Consider the following 17,952-nt stretch of genomic DNA (forward strand, 5'->3'; position numbering starts at 1 on the left):
GCAGCCGTATATGAATGGACGCGGCTCGATCGGTCGGCCGGTCCGCACGATCGGGTGAATGCAGCGGCGCTGATCGCCCTGCTGTCGGCCATCAGCTACGGCGCGGGCGACTTCCTGTCGGGCCTGGCCAGCCGACGCGACCCGCCGGAACGGGTGGTGGCGCTGACGCACCCGCTGGCTTGCGTGGCGTTCGCGCTGCTGGCCGTGCTGCGCCACGAGCCGCTGCCCAGCTCCAGCGACCTGGGCTGGGGGGCCGCTGCCGGCGTGCTGGGCCTGCTAGGGGTGCTGACCTTCTACCGGGCGCTGGCGCTCGGTCCGATGGGCACCGTCTCGGTGACGTCCGGGGCGCTGGGCGCGCTGATTCCGGTGGCCGCCGGGCTGCTGCTCGGAGAGCAGCTGAGTCTGGGCAACGGCCTGGGCGTGCTGCTGGTGCTGGCCGGTATCGCGCTGTTCTCGGTGTTGCCGGGACAGGGCGGGCGCGGCGGGCTGCCGCTGGCACTGCTGGCCGGGCTGGGTTTCGGGCTGTTCTTCGTGCTGCTGGCCCAGAGCGAGGCGGTGTTCTGGACGCTGGCGATGGCCCGCCTGACCAGCTCGGCGGTGGTCGTGCCATACACCCTGCGGCGCTATGGTCTCCGGCCGCTGGGTCCGCGCCTGATCTTCGCCTCGGCGCCCGGAGACGCGCTGGGCAACCTGTGCTACCTGCTGGCCGCCCAAGCTGGACGGCTGAGCGTGGCGGGCCTGCTGACCAACCTGTATCCGGTGATCACGGCGCTGCTGGCGGCCATGGTGCTGCGCGAGCGCCTCAACCGGGTGCAGTGGCTGGGCGTGGCCCTGGCCGTGATCGGGGTGCCGCTGGTCACGGCCCGCTGAGTCCACATCCGGGCGCGGCCGGTTTTTCGCTAGGCTGTACCGTATGACCGTATATACCGTCTCCACGCTGATCTACGGCCTGGGCCGCAGCGGGCGTGGAGTCGCCCGCTTTCTGGCCCGCTCCGGAGAGACCGCCGAATGGCTGGATGCCCGGCCCCAGCCGCAGGACCTGGCCCTGATGACCGAGCTGGGCTTTTCTCAGGGCCAGCTGGACCGCCCGTACCGTCAGGTCATCGCGGCGCCGGGCGTCCCCATCGATCATCCGGACTTGGAACAGCTGCGCGCTCAGGGTGCCGAGGTGATCGGTGAGGCGGAACTGGCGTTCCGTGCCCGCCCGGGCCTCCCGATGGTGGGCATCACCGGCACGGCGGGCAAGGGCAGCACCACGGTGCTGGTGGCGGACCTGCTGCGGGCCTGTGGGCTGCGCGCGCGCGAGGGGGGCAACATCGATCCGCCGCTGCTGGACGTGGTGGACGACGCCGATGTGGTGGTGGTGGAGCTGTCGAGCTTCCAGCTGGAACGGGTCGTGCAGTTCCGGCCGGCCGTGGCGGTCATCACCAACCTGGGCACAGATCACCTGGACCGTCACCGGACGCTGGCGGCCTACCATCAGGCCAAGCTGGCCATCACCGCCCGGCAGACCTCCGACGACCTGCTGATTCTGCCGGTGGGCCTGGATGTGCCCACCCGCGCTCAGGTGCAGCACGCCGACCCAGCCCAGCTGCGCCTGTCCGGGGGGCAACGGGTGCTGGACGCTGGCACGCTGCCGCAGGGCATCCACCCGGCCAACGCGGCGGCGGCGCTGCTGGCCGCCGAGGGGCTGCTCCGGCAGCTGGGCCAGCCGGTAGACCTGCCGCTGCTGCGTTCGGCACTGCTGCGGGCCCGGCCAGTCAAGGGCAGATTCGAGACGGTGGCCCAGTGCGGCGGGCTGCGCTTCATCAACGACAGCATCGCCACCCGGACGCTGGCCGTGCAGGCGGCCCTGGAGCAGGCCGCCCCGCCGATCGTGTGGCTGGTGGGTGGGCGCGACAAGGGCGCCGAGCTGGACCCGCTGCGTGAGGCGGCGCGGGGCCGTGTGGTGCAGGTGGTCGGCTTCGGAGAGGACGGCGAGCGCTTTGCCCGGCAGCTGGAGCTGCCGTACGTGCTGGCCGGCGGGGTGGGCGGTGAGCAGGTGATGCGCGAGGCGGTGCGGCTGGCGGTGGAGACCCTGAGCCAGCAACGTGATCCGCGCGGCACCGTGCTGCTCTCCCCCATCGGCACCAGCTTTGATCTGTACCGCGATTACACCGAGCGTGGCGAAGCGTTTACCCGCGCCGCGCTGGACGTGGTGGAAGCGCTGGAAGCGGCGGTGCGCCGGTGAGCCTGAATCTGGTGATCGCGCAGGTGATGCTGCTGATGCTGGGCTTGATCGGCGTGGCCACCAGCGCGCCGGAAAAGGTGCCGGACCACGCGTCCAAGGTGCTGATCGCGCTGGTCGTCACGTTTGCCCTGTCGCGGCTGCGGCCCAAAGCCTACCTGAGTCTGGCCACGCCGGTCTGGATCATCACCCTGATCCTATTGGTGCTGGTCAAGGTGATCGGGGTGGGCACCGAGACCTCGCCGGGCACGCAACGCTGGCTCGATTTCGGAGGGCCGCTGCGCTTTCAGCCGTCGGAGCTCGCCAAACTGGGGCTGATTCTGCAGCTGGCCAGCTTTTTCGCCCGGCGCGGCGTGCAGCACAAACTGCTCAGCGCCACCGTCATGATCCTGCTGAGCACGGTCCTGGTTCTGATCGAGCCGGACCTGGGCTCCACCGTGCTGATGTTTGCGCTGGGCATCGTGCTGATGTACGCGGCCGGCGTGCGCTTCACCAACATTACGGCGCTGCTGTTCGGGCTGGGCCTGATGGCGCTGCCGTTCGTGAGCGTGTACCTGGAGCGCCACCCGTACATCCTGGCGCGCTTCCAGAACCATCAGGTGCGCGGCGACACCCCGGCGGTGGGCCTGGACCAGATCGGCCTCGCCCACCGTGACCTGGGCTTCGGAGGCTTCTGGGGCCAGGGGCCGGATGGCCCGCGCTACGAGTACTTCGCCGCCCACACCGACATGATCATCGCCTCGGTCGGCTTCTCCACCGGCCTGTTGGGCGTGACGATGGTGATCTTCGCGTACTGGCTGGTGGTGAGCGCCTCGCTGCAGGTGGCGGAATTGGCCAGCCGGGTGCGGCCCATGAACAAGCAGGTGCACGGGGCCAGCATCCTGGCCACCGGCGGCATGTTTATGGTGGTGGGGCAGGCGGTGGTGAACCTGGCGGTGGCCGCCGGCATCTTCCCGGTCACGGGCGTGCCGCTCCCGCTGGTCAGCTACGGTTTTTCCAGCATGCTCAGCATGAGCGTGGCCTTCGCGCTGATCCACTCTGCGCTGCGCGAGGTGCGCCGTCACCTGCCGGAGGAGGAGGCCGAGCCGCTGGTGGCGAGCAGCGCCTGACTGGCAGCGTGTTCTGCGCGGCAGCGGGGTCCGCTACACTGCCTGCGATGATGTGGGGACTGTGATGAAGCGGGTGGTGCTGGCGACGGGCGGAACAGGCGGACATATCTATCCGGCGGTGGCGACCGCGCAGGTGTTGCAGCAGCGTGGCTACGCGGTCACGCTGCTGGGACAGCGCGGCGGCATGGAGGAGCGGGTGGCCGGGGAGCAGCGGCTGGACTTCGTGGGCGTCAGCGCCGGCAAGTTCGCCCGCAGCGTGCGCGGCCTGGACCCCCGGCAGGCGATGAAGGCCCTGCGCGGGCTGCAGGAGGCGCGTCAGTTCCTGCAGCGGCACCGGCCGGGGCTGGTGGTCGGCTACGGCGGGTTCGCCAGTCTGCCGGGGGTGCTGGCCGCCCAGCGGCTGGGCATCCCCACGGTGCTGCACGAACAGAACGCCCGGCTGGGGCTGACCCAGCGCCTGGCCCAGCGGAAGGCCCGAGCGGTGGGCACCTGTTACCCGCAGGTGGTGGGCCTGCCTCCAGAAAAGGCCACGCTGGTGGGCATGCCGGTGCGCGAGGAGTGGCTGCTGCGCCAGGAGGCCAACGCCCGGCTGGGGCTGCAGGACGGCCCGCTGACCATTTTCATCATGGGCGGTTCGCAGGGCAGCGTGGCACTCAACACGGCGCTGCCGGGTGTGCTGCGCGGCGTGCTGGGCGAAACGGGCCTGCTGCCCGACGACGGCGTGCAGGTGCTGCATGCCACCGGACCGCGCTGGATCGGGGACGTGCAGCCGCAGGTGCGCGACCTGCACTGGTACAAGGCGGTGGGGTACGTGGACGCGGTGGCCGCCTGGTGCGCCGCCGACCTAGCCATCACCCGGGCGGGGACCGGGACCCTGGCCGAAGCCGCCTTCTATGGGGTACCGACCATCATGGTGCCGTTGCCCAGCAGCGCCGAGGACCACCAGCGGCACAATGCCCGCGCGGTGGAGCAGGCCGGTGCGGGCCGGCTGGTGGAACAGGAGCAGGTCAGCCGGCAGCTGGGAGCAGTGGTGTTAGAGTGTCTGCAGGCAGAGGTGCGCGCGCGCATGCGTCAGGCCGCGCTGGAACGCTCCCCTCAGGGAGCCGCCGGCCGGCTGGCCGACCTGGCCGAAGCCCATTACCGACCATGACCAGACTTCCCCCCACCCCGCTTGACCCGCAGCCCACCGCCGAGCCGTTCTCCATCCCCTCCACCACCACCCACGTGCACCTGATGGGCATCGGCGGCATCGGCCTGAGCGCCTTTGCCCGGCTGCTCAAGGCGCGCGGCTACACCGTCTCCGGCTGCGACTCGGCCGCCAGCGAGCTGACCCATCAGCTGGAGCAGGAAGGCATCGCCGTGATGGTGGGGCACGCGGCCTCGCATCTGGACGGCGTGGACCTCTTGATCGCCTCCGAGGCGGTCGAAAAGGACCACCCGGAGCTGGAAGCTGCCCGCCGGCTCGGCATCGAGGTGCGGCCGCGCATGGCGCTGATGGACGAGCTGCTGCGCGCCGGCCCTTCTGTGGGCGTCATCGGCACCCACGGCAAGACCACCACCACCAGCATGATCGCGGTGGCGATGCACGGCGCCGACCTGGACCCGGCCGCCTTCGTGGGCGGCATCGTGCCGAGCTTCGGCAGCAACGCCCGCGTGGGCCAGGGGCCCTTCGTGGCCGAGGTGGACGAGTCGGACCGGGGCTTTCAGCGGCTGCACTGTCACACGGCCGTGTTCCTGAACGCCGACGACGACCATGTGGGCGGTCCCGGAACGGTGCGTGCGGTGTACTGGGAGAGCGTGGAGGAGCAGCATGAGGCGTTCCGGCGCTTTGTGTCGCAGGCCAAGCGGGTGCTGTACTGCCACGACTGGCCGGGCCTGAGCGACTTCGTGCCGGAGGGGGCCGAGCGCTACAGCTACGGCCTGACCGAGGGCGCCGACTACCGGGCGGTGGACGTGGTGCCGGACCCGGAAGGCAGCGATTTCACGGTGCTGCGGCGCGGCGAGCGGCTGGGGCCAGCGCGGGTGGGCATGCCGGGCCGGCACAACGTCCAGAACGCGCTGGCGGCGCTGGCCGTCACCGACCTGTACGGCGGGCGCTTCGAGGACGCGGCAGCGGCGCTGGGCGTGTTCGGCGGGCCGCGCCGCCGCTGGGAGCGGGTCGGCAGCCTCAATGGGGCCATCATCATCGACGATTACGCCCACAACGCGGCGAAGGTGGCGGCGGTGGTGCAGGCGGCCCGCCAGACCGGGCGCCGGGTGCGGATCGTGTTTCAGCCGCACCGCTACATCCGCACCCAGCAGAGCTGGCCTCGGCTGGCCGAGAGCCTGATGCCGGCAGACGAGGTGATGCTGCTAGACATCGCGGCCGCGTCCGAGCCGCCGATCGAGGGCATTCACAGCACCCTGATCGTGCACCGGATGGCCGAGCAGGGGCACGCGGCGGTGCGCTACATCCCGGACCGTACCGAACTGCTGGCCTACCTGCAGCGCACCGCCTCGCCGGGCGAGGTGATCGTGACGGTGGGCGCGGGCGACGTGTGGAAGCTGGGCCGGGCGCTGGCCGGGCACCCGCTGTGACGGCGCTGCTCAGCCGCACCGGCGCGCGGGTGGAACGGCTGCCGCTGGCGCGCTACACCACCCTGGGCGTGGGCGGAGAGGCGGAGGTCTGGACCGTACAGGACCACGCCCAGCTGCTGGAGGCGATGGAAGCGCCCTACCGCATCCTGGGCGGCGGCTCCAATCTGGTGATCGCCGACCAAGGCGTGCCGGAACGGGTGATCCGGCTCGCCGGCCAGTTTGCCGCCACCGACCTGACCCCGGACCCACACCTCAGCACCTCCGACCAGATCGTGACCGGCTGGGTGGGCGGCGGGGTCCCGCTGCCGGGGCTGCTGCGCAAGCTGCAGCGCCTGGGCCTGGGCAACCTGGAGGGCACGGTGGGCATTCCGGCCCAGCTGGGCGGCGCCATCTGGATGAACGCCGGCACCCGCTACGGCGAGACCTTTGACGGCCTGCATACCCTGGAGATCGTGACGCCGGAAGGAGCGCGCCAGGTGACACCGGACGAGCTGCCCTGGACCTACCGCAGCAGCGGCATTCCGCGCAACCACATCGTCACGCGGGCGCGGCTGAACCTGCGCCCCAGCACGCCGGAAACGGTGCTGGACCGGATGCAGGCGGCCGATGTGGCACGCAAGGGACAACCCAAGAACCGCACCCCCGGCTGCGCCTTCAAGAACCCCACCCTGGAGGACGGTCAGAAGGTCAGCGCCGGCCTGCTGATCGACCGCGCCGGGCTGAAGGGAATGCAGGCCGGGCAGGCACGGATCGCGCCGGAGCACGGCAACTTCATCGTGAACCTGGGCGGCGCCACCGCCACCGACGTCCACGCCCTGCTGCAGCTGATCCGTGAGCGGGTGCCGGTGCCGCTGGAACTGGAGTACGAGCTGTGGCCGTGACCCTGACCGGCCGGCGGCGCCGGGTCCGCCCGGTGTGGTGGGTGCTGCTGGCCACCGTGCTGGTGGTGGGCGCGCTGGCCGGGCTGTGGTTCGGCTTTCCGCTGCAGCACGTGACCGTCTGGGGCAACCGGCAGCTCAGCACAGCGCGCGTGATGCAGCTGGCCGGGCTGACGGCCCCGTTCGGGACGCGGGGCGGCTGGCTGTACTACGGAGCGTGGAGGGCCGCCGCGCTGCGCAACGACCCCTGGGTCAGCCACGTCTCAATCACCCGGGCACGTCCGGGCCGCGTGGGCGTGCAGATCACCGAGCGCCACCCGGTGGTCCGCTGGCAGCAGCCGGACGGCCACGTTGTCAGCCTGGCAGACGACGGGACGGTGCTGCCGGGGGCAACGCCCACCGGTCCACTGCTGGTCGGCTGGGGTCCGGAGCGTCTGGAAGCGGCCCGGCAGGCGGCCCGCGCCCTCACGCGCTATGGTGTGCAGACCGTGGCCTATACCCCGACCGGAATCACCGTCAAGACTGCCGCAGGAACGCTCTGGAGTGGCGATATGGCCGCGCTGTTGAAGTATGCTGGAAGTATCTCTATGTTTCCAGGGAAAAGAATCAACATTTATCCTTGGGGGGTGAGCGTCCAGCAATGAAAGACAACATGATCACCGTAGGTCTGGACATCGGCACCACCAAGATCACCACCGTCATCGGCGAAATCGCCCCGGACGGCAGCGTCGACATCATCGGTGAAGGCACCGTGCCCAGCGAGGGCATCAAACGCGGCGCGGTGGTGAACCTGGAACGTACCATTCAGGCCATCAAGAGCTCGGTGGCGGCGGCGGAGCGGGTCTCGGGCGTGCGGGTGGACAACGCCTACGTGTCGGTGGCCGGCAACCATGCCCGGGCGCTCACCAGCCACGGCCTCGCGGCCATCCGGCGCAGCCAGGAGATCGGGACCGCCGATGTGGAGCGCGCCATCGAGAACGCCCGCGCGGTGCCGCTGGACCCGAACCTTGAAGTGATCCACGCGCTGCCCCAGGAGTACGTGGTGGACGGCCAGGAAGGCATCAAGAGCCCGGTGGGCATGCACGGCGTGCGGCTGGAGGTGGACGTGCACATCGTGGCCGGCGCCGCCGGACCGCTGGCCAACCTGCGCCGCTGCGTGCAGGAGGCGGGATTGCAGGTGCGCGGCCTGGTGCTGGAGTCGCTGGCCAGCGGCCTGGCCACCCTGGACCACGCCGAGCAGGACCAGACGGTGGTCGTGATCGACATGGGCGGCGGCACCACCGACATCGGAGTGTTCAAGCGCGGCAACCTGAGCCACTCGGCCTGCATCCCGATCGGCGGCGACCACGTGACCACTGACCTGGCGCAGATTCTCAAGATTCCGATGGAAGAGGCCGAGAACGTCAAGCGCAAGTACGGCGCGGCCCTGCCGGAACTGGCCGACCCGGACCTGACGCTGGAGATCACCAACGCGGCCGGGTCCACCCACGCAATCAGCGCCTTCGAGCTGAGCCGCATCATCAAACCGCGCATCGCCGAGATCTACGGGCTGGTGCGCGACGAGATTGACCGGGTGCTGGGGCCGGTGGAGCTGATCGCGGGCGGCGTGGTGCTGACCGGCGGTGGCAGCCTGCTGCGCGGCGTGGCCGAACTGGCGCGCGAGCGCTTCCGGCTTCCGGTGCGGGTCGGTCGCCCGCGGGGGGTGGGCGGCCTGACCGACATCGTGGCCGGACCGGTGCATGCGGCAGCCGTGGGACTGGTGCTGTACGGCGGCCAGCAGCGGCTGGGCGTGGGGAGCGCGGTCAGCGCCGTGCCCGCCAGCGTACCGGTTCCGCAGCCGGCCGAACCGAGCTCGCCTGTGGCCGCCGGGGCCGGCATGTCCACGGGCCGCCCGGTCTCGATGGACTTTGAGCCGCCGGTGGTGACCGAGACGGTCGTGGTCAACCCACCCGCTCCGCCCAAGAAGGAGCGTCCGGCCCGGCCTGAGGGCAGCAAGAGCCTGATGGACCGGATGCGGGAGTTCTTCAAAGACTGGATGTAAGCGTGGTCAGCGGCCGCCCCAGATCTGGGGCGGCCGCTGACCTGAGGAGAGGCAGGCGGGCTAGACCCCCAACAGAGCTGCACCTGCCTCCGTCCATCGGTGCGCTACACTGTGCAAAGTTGAGTCAGCCCGGGTGATGCCAGCAGGTGCAGCCGCGGCTGCCCGTGAAGGAGTGGATATGCAAGCGGCCAAAATCAGAGTGATCGGCTTGGGCGGGGCCGGCAACAACGCCGTCAACCGCATGATCGAATCGGGGCTTGAAGGCGTGGAGTTCATCGCCGGCAACACCGATGCCCAGGTGCTGGCCAAGAGCCACGCCGAGGTCCGGATTCAGCTGGGCGACCGGCTGACGCGCGGGCTGGGGGCCGGCGCGGACCCGGAGGTGGGCGAGAAGGCCGCGCTGGAGGACCGCGAGCGCATCAAGGAGTACTTGGGCGACACCGACATGCTGTTCATCACCGCCGGCATGGGCGGCGGCACCGGCACCGGCAGCGCCCCGGTGGTGGCCGAGATTGCCCGCGAGATGGGCATCCTGACGGTGGGCATCGTCACCCGGCCCTTCAAGTTCGAGGGGCCCAAGCGCATGCGCATCGCCGAGGAGGGCATCGCCAAGCTCTCGGAGCGGGTGGACGGCATGATCGTGGTCAACAACGAGAAGCTGCTGACCGCCGTGGACAAGAAGGTGCCGATCCGCGAAGCGTTCCTGATCGCCGACCGGGTGCTGTATTACGGCGTCAAGGGCATCAGCGACGTGATCAACGTGGAAGGCATGATCAACGTGGACTTCGCGGACGTGCGCAACCTGCTGTCCGGCGCGGGCGCGGTGCTGATGGGCATCGGCAGCGGCCGCGGCGAGAAGCTGGCCGACGAGGCCAGCAGCAGCGCCATCAACAGCCCGCTGCTGGAGCGCGGCATTGAGGGCGCGCGCCGCATCCTGGTGAACGTGACCGGCGGCTACGACCTCTCGATGCATGAGGCCAACGAGATCGTGGAGAAGATCAAGGAAGCCACCGGATACGAGGACCCGGACATCCTGTTCGGCATCACCCCGGACGAGAACGCCGGCGACGAGGTGCGCGTCACCGTGATCGCCACCGGCTTCGGCGACGGGCCGATGTCGCTGGCCGGCAACGCGGCCCGCGCGGGCGGCACCCTCGACAACATCGTGCGGGTGCGCAGCGGTGGCGGCGGCAGCTACGACCCCAAGGACTACGAGATTCCCACCTTCCTGCGCAAGGGCGACCGCGACTGACCCTGCGGGCCTGAAGCTGTGACGGGAGCGCCGCCGACCCTGAGGGACCCGGCGGCGCTCCCGTTTCGCCGGCTCTCCCCTGCTAGAGTGGCCCGGATGAGCGAAAACACGGACACCCAGGTGATCTATCGGGGCCACCTCCTGCAGCTGGAAGTGGAAGCGGGCAAGTGGGAGATCGTGCGGCACGCCAACGCCGTGGCCGTGCTGGCCCTGGACGAGCAGGGCCGGATGCTGTGTGTGCGGCAGGAGCGCCGGGCCATCGGTCAGGCCACCGTCGAGGCCCCCGCCGGCCTGATCGACGACGGCGAGACGCCGGAGCAGGCCGCCGTGCGCGAGCTGCAGGAGGAGGCGGGGCTCAAGGCCGACATGACCCTGCTGACCCGCTTCTACACCAGCCCCGGCTACTGCGACGAGGAGATTTTTCTGTTCCAGGCAAGCAACCTGCAGGAATCGCGGCTCCCGATGGACGACGACGAGGACATCGAGGTGCTGTGGCTGCCCCCACAGCAGGTGCTGGACGAGCTGAAGGCCGGCACCCTGACCGGCAGCGCCAGCACCGTGACGGCGGCCCTGTACGCGGTGCAGCTGCAGCAGGCGAAGCAGCCGTGAAGACCTACGTCGCGCCCAGCCAGCGCCCGGACACCGGGACGGCGGTGGCGGTGGGCAGCTTCGACGGGGTCCACCTGGGGCACCAGGCGCTGCTGGCCCGCCTCAAGGAACGTGCCCGGCACTACCGGGTGCCGAGCGTGGTGTATACCTTCGACCCGCCCACCCGGGTGCTGACGCAGGGCGTGGAGTTCCTGAGCACGCTGCCGGAAAAGATCGAGTTGCTGGCCCGCTACGGCATTGACGAGGTGATCGCGGTACCGTTCACCAGCGAGTTCGCGGCCCGACCCAAGGAAGCGTTCCTGGACGACCTGCGGGCGCTGCACCCGCACGCCGTGGTGGTGGGCGAGGACTTTCACTTTGGCCGCGGCCGGGCCGGGGGTCTGGCCAACCTGTCGGCCGTGACCGAGGACGTGGTGGCGCTGCCGATGCACAGTCTGGGCGGGCAGGACATCAAGAGCACCCGCATCCGGGAGCTGCTCAAGGCGGGGGACGTGGAAGCCGCCGCCCGCTTCCTGGGCCGCCACTACGACGCGCAGGGCGTGGTGGTGCAGGGCGATCAGCTGGGCCGCACCATCGGGGTCCCCACTGCCAACATCCGGGTGCCGGAGGGCAAGGCGCTGCCGCTCGGGGTGTTCGCCGCCTTTGTGTACACCGACGACGGGCAGCGGCACGCCAGCATGGTGAACGTGGGCTACCGGCCCACCGTGCAGGGACGCGAACTGCGCTTCGAGGCGCACCTGCTGGACTTCAGCGGCGACCTGTACGGCCAGGAGGTGCAGGTGAAGTTCTGGCATTTCCTGCGCGGCGAGCAGAAGTTCGATGGGCTGGACGCGCTGAAGCGGCAGCTGGCGCTGGATGCGGATCAGGCCCGCGCCCGGCTGCAGGCCGGAGGCGACTGATGGGCTACTTCGACGTGGTGCCGGCCGGTCTGCCGCCGCGCCTGGAGGGACTGCACGTGCTCACCAAGGCAGGCGTGCGCGGCGCGCCCGGCGTGGACGACGCCCAGGCGCTGCTGGCCCAGACGCTGATCAAGAAGCGGGTGCAGGGCGAACTGCTGGACCTGAGCGCCATGGGCGGCCTGCTGGACGCGCTGCCGGGCATCGAGCTGCTGGCGGTGGAGGGTTCGGCGCCGGCCCTGCGGGTGCTGGCCGAGGCCGGCATTCCGCACCGTGCCGCGCTGCCGGGCGACGACCTGGGGCGGCACCGGCAGGTGGCTCTGACCTTGTCCGGCGACCGGGGCAATACCTATATCGAGGCGCAACTGGCCTGGGCGCACCAGTGCACTCAGCCGGGCGGCACACTGTATCTGGCCGGCGACAAGGACAAGGGCTTTGACCGTTACGTCCGGCGGGCCGGGGCACTCTACGGCTCCGGAGAGGTGATCGCGCGTGACGGAGGCATGCGGGTGGCCGCGCTGGTGCGGCGTCCGGGCGCCACGCCGCCGCAACCGGAACCGGAGCGCTACGAGACCCACGGCCTGACGGTGGTGGGCTACCCCGGCGTGTTCAGCGCCGCGCGGCTGGACCGGGCCACCGAGCTGCTGCTCTCCACCCTGGAGGGCCGACCACTGGCCGGACAGCGGGTGCTGGACCTGGGCTGCGGGGCCGGCGTCATCGGCGCGTGGGCCGCGCGGCAGGGGGCAACGGCCACCCTGCTGGACGCCGACCTGATGAGCGTGCAGAGTGCCGAAGCCACCCTGCAGGCCAGCGGTCTGGAGGGGCGGGTGCTGCACAGCGATGTGGACGCCGCCCTGGACGACGACGGCTACGACCTGGCATTGAGCAATCCGCCGTTTCACGTGGGGCGGGGGGTGGTGCTGGACGTGGCCGCCGAGTTCGTGGCGGCGGCGCGGCGGCGCCTGCGGCCCGGCGGCGCACTGGTGCTGGTGGCCAACGACTTTCTGCCGTACGAGGGGCTGCTGCGCGGCTGGACCCGTCCGGTCACGCTGGCGCAGGGCGGCGGCTTCAAGGTGTTGCAGGCCGAGCGGCCCTGAGGACGCAAGACTGATGCCGGTCCAAGTGTTGCCTGATGCCGGGACAGGCCGCGGAGGTCTGCTAGACTGACCCGTTGATCGCGTTTCCCACGTTTCACTTCGCTGTGCAGCGAGCATGGAGTCCACATGGCAGAAGCAAAGCCCAAACCCCGTACCCGCAAGCCTGTCCGGCCCGCCACCGAGGGCAGTGATGCCCCGGCCAGCGCCACACTAAGCGCTGCGGCGCCCGTGGCCCAGGTCAGCCCAGCTGTGAGCACCCCCGTGGCGCCCAGCCCGGCGCCGGCTCCCCGGACCGCCAAGCCGAAGGCCGAGAAGGCCCCCGCCAAGCCGAAGGCCGAGAAGAAGGAACCGGCCAAGGCCGACAAGAAAGAACCCAAGGCCGGCAAGGCCGCCGGCGCCAAGGCCGCGTCGGGCGACGCTGCCCCCGCCACCGGCAAGGCCGCCAAGGTCCCCAGCGGCAAGGGTGCAGCCACCGAGCGCCCGTACTACGCCCACCCCAGCATTCAGGAACTGCTCAAGGCCGGCAAGGCCGCCGGCGTGGTCTCGGCGGAGGACGCCGCCACCGCGCTGGGCAGCGCCCTGGAGGCGGCCGGACTGGACGCCGACAGCGCCGACGCCTTCGAGGACCTGCAGCTGTATCTGGCGGCCCAGAACATCGAACTCCAGGACCTGGATGACGATGACGACGATCTGGACGAGGAAGAGAGCGCGGAGGGCGAGGAGGCCACGCCCGACGGAGAGGAAGACGAGCGCTACTTCGACGACATGCCGCGCGCCGTTAGCAACGACCCGGTGCGGCAGTACCTGCACGAGATCGGGCGGGTGCCGCTGCTGACGCTGGAAGAGGAGATCTCCCTGGCGCGGCGCATCGAGGAGGGTGAGGAGGCCAAGAAGACGCTGGAGGAGGAGCTGGACCTGGAAGATCGGGCCCGCCGCCGCCTGCTGCGTCAGACCGAGGACGGCGCGGCGGCCCGCCAGGGCCTGATCGAGGCCAACCTGCGACTGGTGGTCAGCATCGCCAAGAAGTACACCGGGCGTGGCCTGGGCTTCCTGGACCTGATCCAGGAGGGCAACCAGGGCCTGATCCGGGCGGTGGAGAAGTTCGAGTACCGCCGCCGCTACAAGTTCTCCACGTACGCCACGTGGTGGATCCGGCAGGCCATCAACCGGGCCATCGCCGACCAGGCGCGCACCATCCGGATTCCGGTGCACATGGTCGAGACCATCAACAAGCTGACCCGCACTGCCCGGCAGCTGCAGCAGGAGCTGAGCCGCGAGGCCAGCTACGAGGAGATCGCCGAGGCGATGGGCCCCGGCTGGGACGCCGCCAAGGTAGAGGAAGTCCAGAAGGTCTCGCAGGAGCCGGTCAGCCTGGAAACCCCAATCGGTGACGAGAAGGACAGCTTCTACGGCGACTTCATTCCGGACGAGAACCTGGACAGCCCGGTGGAGAACGCCGCCAAGACGCTGCTCAGCGAAGAGCTGGAGAAGGCGCTCTCCAAGCTGACCGAGCGCGAGGCGATGGTCCTGAAGTTCCGCAAGGGACTGGTGGACGGCCGGGAGCACACCCTGGAAGAGGTGGGCCAGCGCTTCAACGTGACGCGCGAGCGCATCCGCCAGATCGAGAACAAGGCGCTGCGCAAGCTCAAGTACCACGAGAGCCGCACCCGCAAGCTGCGCGACTTCCTGGACTGAGCGGAAACTCCAGAGTAGGGCGGGCCCCCCCAGTCGAGGTGACCCGCCCTTCCTGTTGCCTCTGCCCCGCCCTCACCCGCCTGCTAGGCTGACCACAGATGACCGGACTGGCCCGTTCTCCCGCCGCTTCCGTGCGTTGGCACCCGTGGCTGGCCGTGCTGCTGCCGTTCACGGCGCTGGGGCTGCTGCCGTGGTGGGTGTGTCTGGCCCAGTGCGCGGCGCTGACCGTGGGGCGCCTGAACGACAATGCACGCAGCATCGGTTTCCTGCTGGTGGTGCTGGGGGCCACCGCTGCCGCCCTCACCCGCCTGCCGGATCTGATCTCCACCGGCACCCTGTTCGTGGGAGGTGCACTGCTGGGCGCCGCCGGGCTGTTGAGTCTGAACCTGCTGGAACACGGCCGGCCGATCGGCCTGCTGCCCGGCACGGCCGCGCTGCTGCTCGCCCCCACGCCGGTGGGCCTGATCGCACTGCTGCTGGCGGCCCTCTCGACCGGCGGACCGGACGGGGTGCCGGCCCGCCGGCTGGACCGCCCCGGCACCCTTCCGGCCCTGCTGGGCGCGGTGCTGCTGCTGGGGGTGCTCTGCCTGCTGCTGCCGGCAGCGCCAGCACCCCCAGGTATCCATCCTTCCACTGCCACCACCCAGCCGGGGACACCGGCAGCCCCCTCCCCCACGCTCACGCCCGGCAGCACGGTGAACAGTGGCCCATCAGCCGCCCCGCCGCCTCGCACTCGACTGATGCTGGACCTCCCGTGGTCGCCGTTCTCCGAGTCGATGTGGCTGCTGGCAGGCCTGCTGATGGTGATCTGCATGCTGCTGTTGCTGAGACAGGCGCAGGCGGCGCGGCGCGCCCAGCGTTCCGGCTGGGCGGAGTATGTGGCGGCCGTGGGCCTGCTGGCGCTGCTGCTGATGCTGTTTGTGGTGGGCCTGGGCACCCGCTCGGGCGGTCAGGGACAGCAGGCGTTGTCCGACGCGCCGCAACGGACCCGAGCTGACATCGTGACCACAGTGCCCCCAGACCGCGTGACCACGCTGGTGCTGGACGTGGGGGCCGGGGTGGCGGTGCTGGTGTTCGGGGCGCTGGCGGCGCTGCTGTGGGCCGCCTCACGGGAGCGGGCCGGCAGTCTGAAGGCCGCTCCGGCGAGCGCCTCTCCGGCGGGGGTCCACCCCTCCCCTGACCTGCCGCTGCACCGGGTCCGGCGCGCCTGGCAGCAGGCCGAGGCCGCCCTGGGCAGCGCCGGGCTGGGCCGACACCCCAGCGAGGCTCCGGAGGCGTACCGGGACCGGCTGGCCCCGCTGGTTCCGGCACTCCACGCTCCGCTGTCCACCCTGACCGATCTGTACCTGCCGGTGCGCTACGGCGGCGACCTGAGCGAGCAGGACGCCGAGCAGGCCGAGCAGGCGGCGCGGCAGATCATGGCCCTGATCCCTTCCCTCCCGAAACGAGACGACGATGACTGACTTCACCACCCGCATCCTGAACAACGTGGCCACCGTGCTGGTGGGCAAGGACGACGTGACCCGCCTGGCCCTGGCGGCGATTCTGGCCGGCGGCCACGTGCTGCTGGAGGACGCGCCCGGCACCGGCAAGACCATGCTGGCGCGCGCCCTGGCCGTGAGCCTGGGCCTGAGCTACCGCCGGGTGCAGTTCACGCCGGACCTGCTGCCCAGCGACGTGACCGGCGTGAGCGTGTACCGCGACGGCCGGTTCGAGTTCGTGCCGGGGCCGATCTTCACCGGCCTGCTGCTGGCCGACGAGATCAACCGCGCCACCCCCAAGACCCAGTCGGCGCTGCTGGAGGCGATGGGCGAGGGGCAGGTGACCGAGAGCGGCGTGACGCACCGGCTGACCCAGCCGTTCGTGGTGGTGGCGACCCAGAACCCCATCGAACACGAGGGCACCTACCGGCTGCCGGAAGCGCAGCTGGACCGCTTCGTGGTGAAACTGTCGGTGGGCTACCCGACCGTGCAGCAGGAGGCCGAGATGCTGGCCCGCCTGCAGCAGCGCCACCCGATCGAGACGCTGCAGCCGGTGGCGACCCCACAGGAGCTGCTGAGTGCCCAGGCCCAGGTGCGCAGCATCCGGGTAGACCCGGACCTGCAGGCCTACGTCGCGCAGCTGTCGGCCAGCAGCCGGCAGCACCCGCAGGTGGCGCTGGGGGGCGGGCCACGCGCCAGCCTGGCGCTGCAGTCGGTGGCGCAGGCGCTGGCGTTTCTGCAGGGCCGCAGCTTCGTGACGCCCGGCGACCTGAAGCGCGCGGCGCCCGCCGTGCTGACCCACCGCCTGAGCCTGACCACCGAGGCACGCCTGACCGGGGTGCGGCCCGAGGCGGTGGTGGCCGCCGTGCTGCAGGACCTGCCGGTGCCGGTCGAGGCCAGCGCCCCGGAGCTGCGCTGAGCCGTGCCGGCCTTCGTGGCGTATGCGCTGCTGCTGCTGGTGCTGGCCGGGCTGATCTGGGCCGGCTGGCGGACACCGCCCCAGGTGCAGCTGGACCGGGAAGTGCCGCGTCAGGGATTCGAGGGCCGTGAGGTGCCCTTGACGGTGCGGCTGTGGGTCCGCGCCCGACTGCCGACCCGCCTGCGCCTGGACGACCCCACTCCCCTGGCGGTGGTGGCCGACGCCACGCTGCAGGTGGGCGGCCTGATGTGGGGCGAGCAGACACTGGAGCACCATGCCACCCTGACGCTCAACCGCCGGGGCGAGTACCGCTGGGCGCCGGTCACGCTGCGCTGGGCCGACCCGTTCGGGCTGTGGTGGCGCCGGGTGACGCTGGAGCAGCCCACCGCGCTGACCGTGTATCCCGGCACCCACGGCCTGCGGCTGCCGGCCCTGCTCCGCCCGCTGCTCTCGGAAGGGGAGCTGAGCCGCAGCATCGGCCTGGACGACCCGATCAGCCTGCGCGGGGCGCGGCCCTACCTGCCGGGCGACCCGCCGGCCCGCATCCACTGGCGGCTGAGCGCCCGCACCGGCAGCATGATGGTGCGCGAACTGGAACGCACCGCGATGAGCAGCGTGCAGCTGCATCTGGACCGCAGCGGCGGCGAGGTGTACCTGGAGAGCGCGGTGCGGCTGGCGGCCAGCCTGATCCAGGAGGCGCTGGAACTGGACCTGCCCGTCTGTGTCAGTGACGACCTGGGCGCCACCCCACCGGGGCGCAGCCCGGAGGCGCTGCAGCTGGCCCTCACCCGGCTGGCAGCGCTGCAGGCCAGCCCACCGGGGCTGCCGGTGCACCTGCCCTCCCCGCGCCCCGGCAGCAACCTGATCGTGCTGACCCGCGACGCGCCGGAAGCGCTGGTGCAGGCGGCGCTGCTCGCCCGGGGCCGCGCCAGCCGGGTGGTGATCGTGGCGATTCCGGAGGGCTTCTACCTGGAGCCGGGCGAGTCGCCGCGCCGCCAGTGGGCGGGCCTGCCGCCCCGGCTGCGCGAGCTGGAACGCCGGGCCGGGGTGCTGATGGATGCCGGCGTCCTGGTGTTCGTGCTGCGCGGGAACATGAGCGTGCTGCGGCTGGGCGGCTGAGTGCAGAGGGGTCGGTGAACGTTCGGTACAGCTGAATTCATGCCCCGGATGG

17 protein-coding genes (1 of these 17 running past the window's edge) are annotated in these 17,952 nt (G+C 71.0%); all 17 read left to right on the forward strand.

Annotated elements, in window-relative coordinates:
- On the forward strand, positions 1 to 58 hold the end of the coding sequence (gene serS, locus ABOD76_RS19250; RefSeq protein WP_350243567.1) for a serine--tRNA ligase. The gene continues 1,232 nt to the left of window position 1, outside the view; 58 of the gene's 1,290 nt are visible here — the last part of the coding sequence; its start codon lies off the left edge, out of view; its stop codon occupies positions 56 to 58.
- On the forward strand, positions 55 to 870 hold the full coding sequence (locus ABOD76_RS19255; RefSeq protein ID WP_350243568.1) for an EamA family transporter: 816 nt from the start codon (positions 55 to 57) through the stop codon (positions 868 to 870). Before serS ends, ABOD76_RS19255 begins: the two co-directional genes overlap by 4 nt.
- Positions 871 to 913: 43 nt before the next feature.
- Positions 914 to 2,230, forward strand: a complete 1,317-nt coding sequence (murD, locus tag ABOD76_RS19260) for a UDP-N-acetylmuramoyl-L-alanine--D-glutamate ligase (protein WP_350243569.1) — start codon at positions 914 to 916, stop codon at positions 2,228 to 2,230.
- Positions 2,227 to 3,336, forward strand: a complete 1,110-nt coding sequence (locus ABOD76_RS19265; protein ID WP_350243570.1) for an FtsW/RodA/SpoVE family cell cycle protein — start codon at positions 2,227 to 2,229, stop codon at positions 3,334 to 3,336. The genes murD and ABOD76_RS19265 overlap by 4 nt, the downstream gene beginning before the upstream one ends.
- Positions 3,337 to 3,388: 52 nt before the next feature.
- Positions 3,389 to 4,486, forward strand: coding sequence for an undecaprenyldiphospho-muramoylpentapeptide beta-N-acetylglucosaminyltransferase (gene murG, locus ABOD76_RS19270; protein WP_350243571.1), 1,098 nt, complete (start codon positions 3,389 to 3,391; stop codon positions 4,484 to 4,486).
- Complete coding sequence (murC, locus tag ABOD76_RS19275; protein ID WP_350243572.1) at positions 4,483 to 5,913, forward strand: UDP-N-acetylmuramate--L-alanine ligase; 1,431 nt, start codon at positions 4,483 to 4,485, stop codon at positions 5,911 to 5,913. The genes murG and murC overlap by 4 nt, the downstream gene beginning before the upstream one ends.
- Positions 5,910 to 6,794 (forward strand): UDP-N-acetylmuramate dehydrogenase, encoded by an 885-nt coding sequence (locus ABOD76_RS19280; protein WP_350243573.1) that lies wholly within the window; start codon positions 5,910 to 5,912, stop codon positions 6,792 to 6,794. Before murC ends, ABOD76_RS19280 begins: the two co-directional genes overlap by 4 nt.
- A complete protein-coding gene (locus tag ABOD76_RS19285) occupies positions 6,791 to 7,435 on the forward strand; it encodes a cell division protein FtsQ/DivIB (protein ID WP_350243574.1) in 645 nt (214 codons plus the stop codon). Before ABOD76_RS19280 ends, ABOD76_RS19285 begins: the two co-directional genes overlap by 4 nt.
- Positions 7,432 to 8,832: a cell division protein FtsA gene (gene ftsA, locus ABOD76_RS19290; RefSeq protein WP_350243575.1), complete on the forward strand. Its 1,401-nt coding sequence runs from the start codon at positions 7,432 to 7,434 to the stop codon at positions 8,830 to 8,832. Before ABOD76_RS19285 ends, ftsA begins: the two co-directional genes overlap by 4 nt.
- A gap of 178 nt (positions 8,833 to 9,010) precedes the next feature.
- Positions 9,011 to 10,084, forward strand: a complete 1,074-nt coding sequence (gene ftsZ / locus ABOD76_RS19295; RefSeq protein WP_350243576.1) for a cell division protein FtsZ — start codon at positions 9,011 to 9,013, stop codon at positions 10,082 to 10,084.
- Positions 10,085 to 10,180: 96 nt separating this feature from the next.
- Positions 10,181 to 10,693 carry an NUDIX hydrolase gene (locus ABOD76_RS19300; protein ID WP_350243577.1) on the forward strand — a complete coding sequence of 171 codons (513 nt, stop codon included), beginning with the start codon at positions 10,181 to 10,183 and terminating at the stop codon, positions 10,691 to 10,693.
- Positions 10,690 to 11,592: a bifunctional riboflavin kinase/FAD synthetase gene (locus tag ABOD76_RS19305; protein WP_350243578.1), complete on the forward strand. Its 903-nt coding sequence runs from the start codon at positions 10,690 to 10,692 to the stop codon at positions 11,590 to 11,592. The genes ABOD76_RS19300 and ABOD76_RS19305 overlap by 4 nt, the downstream gene beginning before the upstream one ends.
- The gene (locus ABOD76_RS19310; protein WP_350243579.1) at positions 11,592 to 12,686 is read left to right on the forward strand and encodes a class I SAM-dependent methyltransferase; all 1,095 of its coding nucleotides are present in this window, start codon (positions 11,592 to 11,594) and stop codon (positions 12,684 to 12,686) included. Before ABOD76_RS19305 ends, ABOD76_RS19310 begins: the two co-directional genes overlap by 1 nt.
- A gap of 126 nt (positions 12,687 to 12,812) precedes the next feature.
- A complete protein-coding gene (gene rpoD / locus ABOD76_RS19315; RefSeq protein WP_350243580.1) occupies positions 12,813 to 14,381 on the forward strand; it encodes an RNA polymerase sigma factor RpoD in 1,569 nt (522 codons plus the stop codon).
- Positions 14,382 to 14,479: 98 nt separating this feature from the next.
- Positions 14,480 to 15,844 (forward strand): DUF4129 domain-containing protein, encoded by a 1,365-nt coding sequence (locus tag ABOD76_RS19320; RefSeq protein ID WP_350243581.1) that lies wholly within the window; start codon positions 14,480 to 14,482, stop codon positions 15,842 to 15,844.
- Complete coding sequence (locus ABOD76_RS19325; protein ID WP_350243582.1) at positions 15,837 to 16,781, forward strand: AAA family ATPase; 945 nt, start codon at positions 15,837 to 15,839, stop codon at positions 16,779 to 16,781. The genes ABOD76_RS19320 and ABOD76_RS19325 overlap by 8 nt, the downstream gene beginning before the upstream one ends.
- Before the next feature lie 3 nt (positions 16,782 to 16,784).
- On the forward strand, positions 16,785 to 17,900 hold the full coding sequence (locus tag ABOD76_RS19330; protein ID WP_350243583.1) for a DUF58 domain-containing protein: 1,116 nt from the start codon (positions 16,785 to 16,787) through the stop codon (positions 17,898 to 17,900).
- Positions 17,901 to 17,952 lie beyond the last annotated feature (52 nt).

Origin of the sequence: Deinococcus sonorensis KR-87 (assembly GCF_040256395.1) — a bacterium.
Lineage (GTDB): Bacteria > Deinococcota > Deinococci > Deinococcales > Deinococcaceae > Deinococcus > Deinococcus sonorensis.

What these genes read in the sequence shown, in the direction of transcription:
- murD (WP_350243569.1), top strand. Translation starts at nt 914, where the DNA reads ATGACCGTATATACCGTCTCCACGCTGATCTACGGCCTGGGCCGCAGC.
- murC (WP_350243572.1), top strand. Translation starts at nt 4,483, where the DNA reads ATGACCAGACTTCCCCCCACCCCGCTTGACCCGCAGCCCACCGCCGAG.
- ftsA (WP_350243575.1), top strand. Translation starts at nt 7,432, where the DNA reads ATGAAAGACAACATGATCACCGTAGGTCTGGACATCGGCACCACCAAG.
- ftsZ (WP_350243576.1), top strand. Translation starts at nt 9,011, where the DNA reads ATGCAAGCGGCCAAAATCAGAGTGATCGGCTTGGGCGGGGCCGGCAAC.
- ABOD76_RS19300 (WP_350243577.1), top strand. Translation starts at nt 10,181, where the DNA reads ATGAGCGAAAACACGGACACCCAGGTGATCTATCGGGGCCACCTCCTG.
- ABOD76_RS19310 (WP_350243579.1), top strand. Translation starts at nt 11,592, where the DNA reads ATGGGCTACTTCGACGTGGTGCCGGCCGGTCTGCCGCCGCGCCTGGAG.
- rpoD (WP_350243580.1), top strand. Translation starts at nt 12,813, where the DNA reads ATGGCAGAAGCAAAGCCCAAACCCCGTACCCGCAAGCCTGTCCGGCCC.
- ABOD76_RS19320 (WP_350243581.1), top strand. Translation starts at nt 14,480, where the DNA reads ATGACCGGACTGGCCCGTTCTCCCGCCGCTTCCGTGCGTTGGCACCCG.
- ABOD76_RS19325 (WP_350243582.1), top strand. Translation starts at nt 15,837, where the DNA reads ATGACTGACTTCACCACCCGCATCCTGAACAACGTGGCCACCGTGCTG.